This window comes from Blautia sp. AM29-29 (assembly GCF_003480555.1).
GTDB classification, from domain to species: domain Bacteria; phylum Bacillota; class Clostridia; order Lachnospirales; family Lachnospiraceae; genus Fusicatenibacter; species Fusicatenibacter saccharivorans.
Map to the genome: position 1 here is coordinate 1 of NZ_QUJD01000039.1, position 10,261 is coordinate 10,261.

Below are 10,261 nucleotides of genomic sequence, written 5' to 3' on the forward strand. Positions count from 1 at the left end.
GATCTGTCAATCCACTTTGACGGCATTCCATGATGAGACGGTATTGTTCTTCGGCAGGTATTCTTTTGCTTCTCATGAGCACACCTCCATAACTTTAATAGAGTAAAATGCTCGCATCTATCATTTCTAGCAAGAAAAGATGAAGTAAAATGCTTGCATTCTCTATTGATTATTATGGGATATTTTTTAGGGCAACACAATCCGTCGAATTATTTTGCACTTACAAAATACAGGCGTTAAATAATAAATGTAATAAGAAAAGGAAGATTTTTGACGGAATCTATGATATACTAAATTACAAGTGTTTCAACATATATTTTGAAAACAACGTGCCCTGGAGAGGGACAGAAATTAATACTACAATGATAAAGTAAGGAACAAAGAAAAGACATGTCACACAAAACTCTATTTTTACAGCAGTCCTACATCGACTGCACAAACCAGTATACCGCGCTTCTGGAAGCGCCGAAGCTGCCATTATGGGATTACGTGATTCTTACAGCTTCCAATGAGGAACAGGCTGCATCATACCGTACACAGATTCAGTATCGTCTGGATCATAATATGCTTCCGGCATCGACGCATTATGCAGTGCTTCCGGATCCGGACGGAAAACGGGTAGGAAGCGGCGGCGCTACACTGAATGTTTTGCGTTACGTTCATGAGAATGCAGGTTCATTCGAAAATCAGCGGATTCTGGTGATCCATTCCGGCGGTGACAGTAAGCGGGTGCCGCAGTATTCTGCCTGCGGAAAGTTATTTTCACCGGTGCCACGTGTTCTGCCGAATGGAAAACGTTCTACTCTGTTTGATGAATTTATGATTTCCATGAGTGGTGTGGCCGCACGGATGAATGCTGGTATGTTGGTGTGTTCCGGCGATGTGCTGCTGCTGTTCAATCCGCTGCAGATTGATTTTTATGGCAAAGGTGCAGCGGCGCTTTCGATTAAAGAGCCGGCGGAGATCGGAAAAAATCACGGTGTTTACCGGGTTGACAGCGAAGGAAATGTAGGTGGTTTCCTGCACAAAAAAACAGTGGAGCAGCTGCAGAAACTGGGAGCTTCGGATGATCAGGGAAATGTAGATATCGATACAGGAGCGGTAATCTTCAACAGTGAGATGCTGCAGGCGCTGTACCAGCTGGTGGATACGAAAGAAAAATTTGCAGCTTATGTGAATGAGAGTACCCGGCTTTCCTTTTATGCTGATTTTCTCTACCCTCTGGCATCAGACTCTACGCTGGAGCAGTATTATAAAGAAACACCGGAAGGTGATTTTACGCCGGAACTGGAACAGTGCAGAACGGAGTTGTGGAGTGTATTGCATCCGTATCAGATGAAACTGATTCGAATGTCACCGGCTGCATTTATCCACTTTGGTACGACAAAAGAACTGCGTGAGCTTATGACAGAGCGGATGGATGAATTCTATTATCTGGGATGGACATCGAACATCAACACGAATCGGGAGGAAGCGGATTTTGCAGCTTCGAACAGTTACGTCAGCCCGAATGCAGAGATTGGAAAGGGAAGCTACCTGGAAGACTGTATGATTCGCAATAAGTCACAGATAGGTGAAGAGTGTGTGATTTCCGGCGTGACATTAGATGGTCAGACGATTCCTGCGCATACTGTTCTGCATGGACTGAAACAGCAGAATGGAAAATTTGTTGTCCGCATGTACGGTGTTTCTGACAATCCGAAGGAAGCATTGCTGTTTGGAAAAACATTGCCGATGCCGCTCTGGGAAGCTGCGATTTATCCAGTATGCGATTCAATGGAAGAGGCAGTGCATCAGACACTGGAAGCCTGGAGAGAAGGTTTTCCGATTCGGGAAGATGCGATTTCACTGAAAGACAGCTTTAACCAAGCAGATCTTTCTGCACTGCTGCCGTGGCAGGAGAAGGTATCGGATAAAGTAGAACTGGAAGAAATTCTGGAGGCAATTGATCGAAAGGAAAATTTAACCAGACTGGTTGAGCAGATGCGGGATGGTATCTCAGAGCGGGTGAAAGGTGAACTGCTGAAAGAAGCACAGAGATTAAGCGAGACAGAGCTTGATCAGTTCAGCAGAAAGATCAGAATTTATTATGTTCTGTCCTGTTTTGATGAAAAGTATATGGACTCCTGCTTTGCGACCATCAGCAGCGGTATTCTTGCCGGAGCTGTAAAAGGTCTTTGCTATGATGCCGATGCGAAAATGGGAAAAGATCAGGTTACCGTAAATCTTCCGGTCCGTGTGAACTGGGGAGGCGGCTGGAGTGATACACCGCCGTACTGCATGGAACATGGCGGAACTGTACTGAATGCGGCTGTGATGCTGGACGGAAACTGCCCGATCGAAGTTGTGGTTAAGAAAGTCGACGAACCGGTGATTGTTCTCGCAAGTGCGGACAGTGGTGCCGAGCAGACCTTTACCGATATTTCCAGTTTACAGGATTCCAGCAATCCATACGATCCGTTTGCCCTGCACAAAGCGGCACTGATTGCCTGCGGCGTGATTCCATATAAGGATCCGATTTCCGTGCAGGAAATCACGGAAAATCTGGGAAGCGGCCTGTATCTTTCCACGCAGGTCATCAATATCCCGCGCGGTTCCGGCCTTGGAACATCTTCGATTCTGGCGGGTGCCTGTGTAAAAGCGCTGTATGAGATGCTGGGAAAAGAGGTAACAGACGAAGAGCTGTATGACCGTGTTCTTTGCATGGAACAGATTATGTCTACCGGCGGCGGATGGCAGGATCAGGTCGGAGGTCTGGCACCGGGAATTAAGATGGTTTCGAGTGAACCGGCAATTCGACAGAGAATTACGTGTGTGCCGTGCAAAATCAGTGAAAAGACAAGAAAAGAACTCGACGAGCGTTTCTGCCTGATCTATTCCGGACAGCGCAGACTGGCAAGAAATCTGCTGCGGGATGTCGTTGGACGATATGTCGGAGGAATCGAGGATGCGGTGGATGTCTTATATGCGATTCAGCAGACGGCGGTTCTGATGCGGTTTGAACTGGAAAAAGGCAATATCGATGGATTTGCAGAGCTTTTGAATCAGCACTGGGAATTATCCAAGAAACTGGATGCGAGTTGCACGAATACGTGTATTGATATGATCTTCCATTCCGTAGAAGACCTGATTGACGGAAAGATGATTTGCGGTGCCGGCGGAGGCGGTTTCCTTCAGGTTGTGCTGAAAAAGGGCGTAACACAGGAAGATGTGCGGAAACGGCTGCGTGAAGTTTTCCAAGACAGCGGTGTAGATGTATGGAGCTGTTCACTGGCGTAGGAGGAGGAAAAGAATGTTAAAAGGAATATCACCGTTATTATCACCGGAACTGTTAAAGGTGCTGGATGAAATGGGACATGGAGATGAGATTGTATTTGCCGATGCGAATTTTCCAACGGTCAGTACAGGAAAACGAATTGTACGTGCAGACGGAATCGGTGCAGTGGAGCTGCTGGATGCTGTTTTGCAGCTGTTCCCGCTGGATCAGTACGATGAGGATCATTTTGTACTGATGGAAGTGGTGCCGGGAGATCCGGTTCAGACGCCGATCTGGGATGAGTATAAAGCGGTTCTGAATCGATACGAACCGGAAGCAAAAGTACATACGATGGAACGCTTTGCCTACTATGAGCGTGCAAAAGAAGCCTATTGTGTTGTGGCAACGGGTGAGACGGCACAGTATGCCAATATGATTCTGAAAAAAGGTGTGGTAAGATAGGAATGGAATATTTTGCTTCGTCGTCCCATTCGGTGTCGTCGCAGCGTATTTTATATACACCGTCGGAATTTGCCAGAACTTCACTTCTGTATTTACAGGAAACAGGTTCGCTCCATGCACTGGCGGCGCATACGTCTCATCGAGAGCATCTGGCTTCGTATCTGTTCTTTTCGGTAACATCGGGGTCAGGAGAGCTGAATTACAATGGGAAAACGTATGCACTGCATTCCGGAGACTGTGTTTTCATCGACTGCAGAAAACCGTATTCCCATGCGACATCGGCAGATCTGTGGACCTTGCAGTGGTGTCATTTTTACGGTCATACCATGCCTGATATTTACAAAAAGTATCAGGAGCGCGGCGGACAGCCGGTTTTTCATCCCAAGGAAATGGAAGAATTGGTAGAAGTTATGACAGACCTGTATTCTGCGGCAGGATCGGACAGTTATGTGCGGGATATGAAAATTAATGAGATTTTAAACCGCCTGCTTTGGATTCTGATGAAGAATTCCTGGCATCCGGAACAGGGACGCGCTGCGCATGCCAGAAAACGGATGAGCATGGAAAAGGTGAAAAGTTATCTGGATGAAAATTATAAGGAACATATTACACTGGAACTGCTGTCACAGAAGTTTTATATTAATAAATATTATCTGACGAAGATATTTAAAGAAACATATGGTGTGACAATCATTTCTTATCTGGAAACGAGACGGATTACGCAGGCGAAAAATCTGCTTCGATTTACTGATATGACGGTGGATGAAATCAGTGCCGCAATCGGAATGAATGATGCAAATTATCTGGCGCGCCGTTTTCGAAAAATAGAAGGAATGAGTCCGGGAGAATACCGGAAAAAATGGTAAAACAGAAAACCGCAAATCATTTTCAGCAGATCGGGCAGAAAATGGTTTGCGGTTTTTCATTACAATTTAGAAAAGGGACGGCAGATCGTATTTATGTTTATCGTGTACATTGATGTCTTTTCCGAATTGGACTTCAATGATCTGCAGTTCCGTATCAGCAAAAATGGTGTGTTTGCTGCCTGCATTCATCTGCAGGGTGTCACCGGCGTGAACATTGTAAACAACGCCGTCGATCACGGCACGTCCTGTGCCGGAAATAACGTTCCAGACTTCATTCCGGAAATCATGACTGTGGTAGTTCATCTGATGACCCGGATTTAAAGTTACTTTAATCGTAAGGCTTTCTTTTTCGATATCCAGAATGCGGAAACTGCCCCAGGATTTTTCTGCAAACATAACGCGGTGATTTAGTGTATTGACAAAGGGCTTGATGTAACTGGACTGCTCTTTATCGGAAACCAGGATGCCGTCCGGACTTGCGGAAACTACAATATCTTTCAGCCCCATACAGAGTACGGGAAGATTCAGCTCGTTGACTACATGCACATTTCTGCAGGTTTCGTTAAACAGTGCTTCGCCGACATTGTGGCTGTCCATGGCCTCAGTCAGAGTATTCCAAGTTCCAAGATCTTTCCACATGCCGGAGAAACGCATCACTTCGATACGGTCCTCGTGTTCTACCACTGCGTAATCAAAACTGATTTTGTCTAACGTTTCATATTTGCTGAAAAGATCTTCGTAGTTTTCAAAATCAATTAATGCATGAGCGCGATCCAGAACATAACCAAGACGGAAAGCAAAAACACCGCCGTTCCAAAGAGCACCCTGGGAAATATACTGTTCTGCAATTTCTTTGGTCGGTTTCTCTTTGAACATCGACACCGTGCTGACAGGAGCCGGGGTGTCTGGAATAATGTATCCGTATTTTTCGCTTGGATAGGTCGGTTCAATACCCATCAGAACCAGGTTGGCATTGCTGGAAGCAACCTGGGCACCGAGGTCTTTTAAGGCATCAAAATAATCAATTTCCACATAAGGGTCAACCGGGCAGACAACGACAGGTTCGTCCTCGGAAATTCCCTTTACATCCTTCAGATAGGCTGCGGCAAGCGCAATGGCCGGGAATGTATCACGGCGGCAAGGCTCAACGCTGATGCCGACATCTTCCCCTAACTGATTGTGGATGGCGGAAACCTGTGATTTTGAGGTCGCGATGGTTACCGTTGCATCCTTGTCTATCGTACGGATCTGACGGTAAACGCGCTGTACCATGGATTCCAGTTCACCATCTGCCGTATGGAAAATTTTGATAAACTGCTTGGAACGGATATCATTGGAAAGCGGCCACAGGCGCTGGCCGGAGCCGCCGGATAATAAAACGATATTCATAAAGTTTCTCCGTTATCTTTCTGCACGCATCGGGTTGTTCAGGAAATCCTCGTAGGAGAGACGGATGCCGTCTTCCAGCTCGGTTTTGTAGGTCCAGCCAAGAGCGGTTGCTTTGGATACGTCGAGCAGTTTTCTTGGAGTACCATTTGGCTTTGTGCTGTCCCAATTGATTTTTCCATTATAACCGATTACTTTTGCAACAAGCTCTGTCAGCTCTTTGATGGTCAGTTCTTTTCCGGTTCCGGCGTTTACGGTCTCGTTTCCAGAATAGTTGTTCATCAGGAAGACACAGAGATTTGCAAGGTCATCGACATACAGGAACTCACGCAGCGGAGAGCCGTCACCCCAGCAGGTAACTTCCGGCAGATTGTTAACCTTTGCTTCATGGAAACGGCGGATCAGTGCAGGAAGTACGTGGCTGTGGGTTGGATGATAGTTATCGTTTGGTCCGTAAAGATTGGTCGGCATAACGGAAATATAATCAGTTCCGTACTGACGGTTCAGAAACTCACAGTATTTTAAGCCGGAGATTTTTGCAAGTGCATAAGCCTCGTTTGTTTTTTCCAGTTCAGAAGTCAGCAGACAGCTTTCCTTCATCGGCTGCGGTGCCATACGCGGGTAAATGCAGGAGGATCCAAGAAACTCCAGTTTTTTACAGCCGTTTTTCCATGCAGAGTGGATGACATTCATTTCCAGTGTCATGTTATCGTACATGAAGTCTGCCAGTGCTTCCTGGTTTGCAACGATGCCGCCTACTTTTGCAGCAGCGAGGAAGACATATTCCGGTTTTTCCTCTGCGAAAAATGCCTCGACAGCATCCTGACGGCAGAGATCCAGTTCTTTGTGGGTACGGGTAATGATATTTTCATAACCCTGGCGTTTCAGTTCTCTTACAATCGCGGAACCAACCATTCCACGGTGTCCGGCTACATAAATTTTTGCATTTTTTTCCATCATGATCTTTGCATCTCCTAAATTAAAGTGCGGCGTTCATGGCTTTTTCCTGTTTTGCAAGCTGACGGTCATGCTTTGCCATAATTTCTACTAATTCAGCATACGTTGTTTTCTGCGGATTCCATCCAAGAACGGTTTTGGCCTTGGTCGGATCGCCCCAGAGGTTATCAACATCGGTCGGACGGAACCATTCCGGATTGACACATACCAGCATTTTGCCGGTTTCTGCATCGTAGCCTTTTTCTTCCAGACCGGTGCCTTCCCAGCGGATGGTAATGCCGTTTGCAGCGAATGCTTTTTCGGTGAAATCACGTACGGTATGCTGCTCGCCGGTTGCGATGACGAAATCTTCCGGTGTTTCATGCTGCATAATCATCCACATGCACTCCACATAATCTTTTGCATAACCCCAGTCACGCAGAGAGTCCATGTTTCCAAGTTCCAGATGATCCTGAATACCTTCTGCGATTCTTCCGGCAGCCAGTGTGATTTTACGGGTAACAAAGTTCTCACCGCGGCGCTCGGATTCATGGTTGAACAGAATACCGTTGACAGCAAACATGCCGTATGCTTCGCGGTACTCTTTCACGATCCAGAAGCCATACTGTTTTGCAACCGCATACGGGCTGTATGGGTGGAACGGAGTTGTTTCGCGCTGCGGAACTTCCTCTACTTTTCCATATAATTCAGAAGTAGATGCCTGGTAAACCTTTGTATTCTTGGTAAGGCCAAGAATGCGGCATGCTTCCAGAATACGAAGAACACCAAGTGCGTCTACATCGCCGGAATATTCCGGAACATCAAAAGAAACCTGTACATGAGACTGCGCAGCCAGATTGTAAATTTCATCCGGCTGGACAATATTGATAATACGAATCAGCGATGACGAATCAGAAAGGTCACCGTCATGCAGTGTGATTTTATCCATAATGTGCTCGATACGAGCTGTATTTGCAAGCGAAGCGCGACGGGTGATACCATGAACCTCATAACCTTTTTCTAACAGAAACTCCGCAAGATAAGAGCCATCCTGACCAGTGATACCGGTGATAAGTGCTTTTTTCATTCGAAAATCCTCTCTATTCAATAATGTGTAGTGTGGAGAAAAATCTCCGTATTAGTTGCTTGTGTATGTAGTTTAACGGAAGATGGGGAGAAATGTGAGAGGATATTTTGGGGGTTGATAGCATTATATTGGTTTATTCGGTCAGAAGTGGTTTGATTTCCTTTTCTGAGGCACTAGTTCATGGATAAGTCAAATTTGGAAAAATGGTGGGAAAAGATAAGCACAGAACTTGACACATAAGAACAGGAATGATAAACTAAGATTGAACAAAATCACTGCGCGATGGCCTGCCAAGGCTGTGGCGCAGTTTTATTTTTATTAAAAAAGCAGTGGAATTACTTTCCATAATCCGTTATTGTTAAGTTACCACACGAAACAACTGAACTAAGAAAGCTCCACTGCCTATGATAAGAATAACATTTTCCAGTCTCTTCCGCAACCGGAATTATGACGCTAACGCACCTCCGAATAGGTAGATGTAATTATTAACACTCTCCATATAATGATATGATACCTCTGAAGTAGACAAGGTAAATAACCAAAATCTACGTTGGAGGTATTTTTATGGGAAAAAAACCCAAGTGTACGGTTGAAGAAAAAATTTCTGCTGTCGAGGATTATCTGAATGGAATACGTTCTGTCTCTGAAATTATGGTAGATTTATCTATAAAAAGTACACGAACTATAAGAGACTGGATACTGGCATATCAAAATGGGGGAATAAAAGCCCTCTGCCCTGTTACAGCTAACCATTCCTATTCCAGTGAATTTAAAATTGAAATGGTTCGGAAGTATATCAACGGGGAAGGATCGGTTACCGATTTATGCGCCAGATATGGAATTCCTGCACATGCAACACTACAAAAATGGATTTCGTTGTATAATGCCAATAGAGAACTTAGGGATTATGATCCCAAGAGGGAGGTCTATATGGCAGAAGCACGAAGAAAGACAACGTTAGCTGAACGTAAGGAAATCGTTGAATACTGTATTACCCATAACCGTGATTATAAAGGAACAGCTTCTCTATATGATGTTTCTTATAGCCAGGTGTACTCATGGGTCAGAAAATATGATGCTGTTGGGGAAGATGGACTGTCCGATAAACGCGGGCACCACAAAACGGATGATGAGGTCGATGAACTGGAATGGCTGCGCCGGGAGAACCTGCGACTAAAGCGCCAGCTTGAAGAAAAAGATATGGTGGTGGAACTGTTAAAAAAAAGTGAAGGAATTCGAAAGAATGTGAGGCTTGGAAAACTACGGTTTGAATCAAAATATCAGGTAATAAAATATTTTTACGAAAAAAAGCAATGGGGTGTCAACTGGATGTGCAAACAATTGGGCATATCACACGCTGCTTACTATAAATGGCTGCACCGGACAATTCCAGAGCAGGAATCCGAGAACACAAAACTGGCAGAACTGATAAAGGAGTATGACGAACGGTTCGGACATATCTTGGGATACAGGCGGATGACAAGCTGGATCAACCATTTCAATCACACCAGCTACAGCAGGAACAGGGTTCACAGAATCATGAGGAAGCTGGGAATTCATTCTATTATCCGTAAAAAGAAGAAGAAATACCCGTCGTCCAGACCGGAGACAACAGCGGAAAATAAGCTGAAGAGGGAATTCAATGCAACGAAACCTAATGAGAAATGGGCTACGGATGTTACGGAATTCAAGGTTCCTGAGACTGGCAGGAAACTATATCTCAGTGTCATCCTTGATCTATATGATCGATTTCCAGTTGCGTATGTCATAAGCGGAAGAAATGACAATAAGCTCGTGTTTGACACATACGATAAGGCTCTCAAAGATAATCCGGATGCCAGGCCGATTTTTCATTCTGACAGAGGTTTTCAGTACACGCGCAGAATATTTCAGAAAAGGCTTCGAGAACAAGGCATGGAACAGTCTATGTCCCGTGTTGGACACTGCATTGATAATGGTCCTACTGAAGGATTGTGGGGGATTATCAAATCAGAGATGTATTGTATGTATAAGATAACCGACGAGATATCTTTACGTTCGGCAATCGACAAATATATAAAGTTTTATGCCGAAGAAAGACTGCAGGAAAGATTCCATTGCAAAACGCCACTGGAAGTACGAAGCGAAGCATTATCAGCGGAAATCCCGATACAATATCCGATTGCTGAGAACAAAAGAATAGAAGCATACAAAGCAAAATGGTGTGCCTCCTCCTCTCTGGCACGTCAGGAAAGAGAGTTTGCCAGATATGATCTCGATCTCTCCACA

7 protein-coding genes are annotated in these 10,261 nt (G+C 45.1%); 4 read left to right on the top strand and 3 right to left on the bottom strand.

Features of this window, described 5'->3' with window-relative positions:
* Positions 1-390 precede the first annotated feature (390 nt).
* The 3 genes from DW769_RS16030 to DW769_RS16040 are packed head-to-tail and all read left to right on the top strand — an operon-like array spanning position 391 to position 4,584.
* Complete coding sequence (locus tag DW769_RS16030) at positions 391-3,279, top strand: fucose pyrophosphorylase domain-containing protein (RefSeq protein ID WP_117802744.1); 2,889 nt, start codon at positions 391-393, stop codon at positions 3,277-3,279.
* Between the two features lie 13 nt (positions 3,280-3,292).
* Positions 3,293-3,718, top strand: a complete 426-nt coding sequence (gene fucU, locus DW769_RS16035; protein WP_055228359.1) for an L-fucose mutarotase — start codon at positions 3,293-3,295, stop codon at positions 3,716-3,718.
* Positions 3,719-3,720: 2 nt separating this feature from the next.
* Positions 3,721-4,584, top strand: a complete 864-nt coding sequence (locus DW769_RS16040) for an AraC family transcriptional regulator (RefSeq protein WP_117760955.1) — start codon at positions 3,721-3,723, stop codon at positions 4,582-4,584.
* 66 nt (positions 4,585-4,650) lie between these two features.
* Here the strand turns inward: DW769_RS16040 and DW769_RS16045 are convergent, their stop codons facing one another.
* From DW769_RS16045 to gmd, 3 genes are read right to left on the bottom strand one after another with little or no spacing between them, the layout of a single operon-like run.
* Positions 4,651-5,973, bottom strand: coding sequence for a sugar phosphate nucleotidyltransferase (locus DW769_RS16045; protein WP_117802745.1), 1,323 nt, complete (start codon positions 5,971-5,973; stop codon positions 4,651-4,653).
* A 12-nt stretch (positions 5,974-5,985) separates the two neighbouring features.
* A complete protein-coding gene (locus DW769_RS16050) occupies positions 5,986-6,927 on the bottom strand; it encodes a GDP-L-fucose synthase family protein (protein WP_334291844.1) in 942 nt (313 codons plus the stop codon).
* 22 nt (positions 6,928-6,949) lie between these two features.
* Positions 6,950-7,993 carry a GDP-mannose 4,6-dehydratase gene (gene gmd, locus DW769_RS16055; RefSeq protein ID WP_117802746.1) on the bottom strand — a complete coding sequence of 348 codons (1,044 nt, stop codon included), beginning with the start codon at positions 7,991-7,993 and terminating at the stop codon, positions 6,950-6,952.
* 564 nt (positions 7,994-8,557) lie between these two features.
* Here gmd and DW769_RS16060 point away from each other — a divergent pair.
* Positions 8,558-10,261, top strand: a 1,704-nt coding sequence (locus tag DW769_RS16060) for an IS3 family transposase (RefSeq protein WP_118750631.1), incomplete at its 3' end; no start/stop codon positions are given.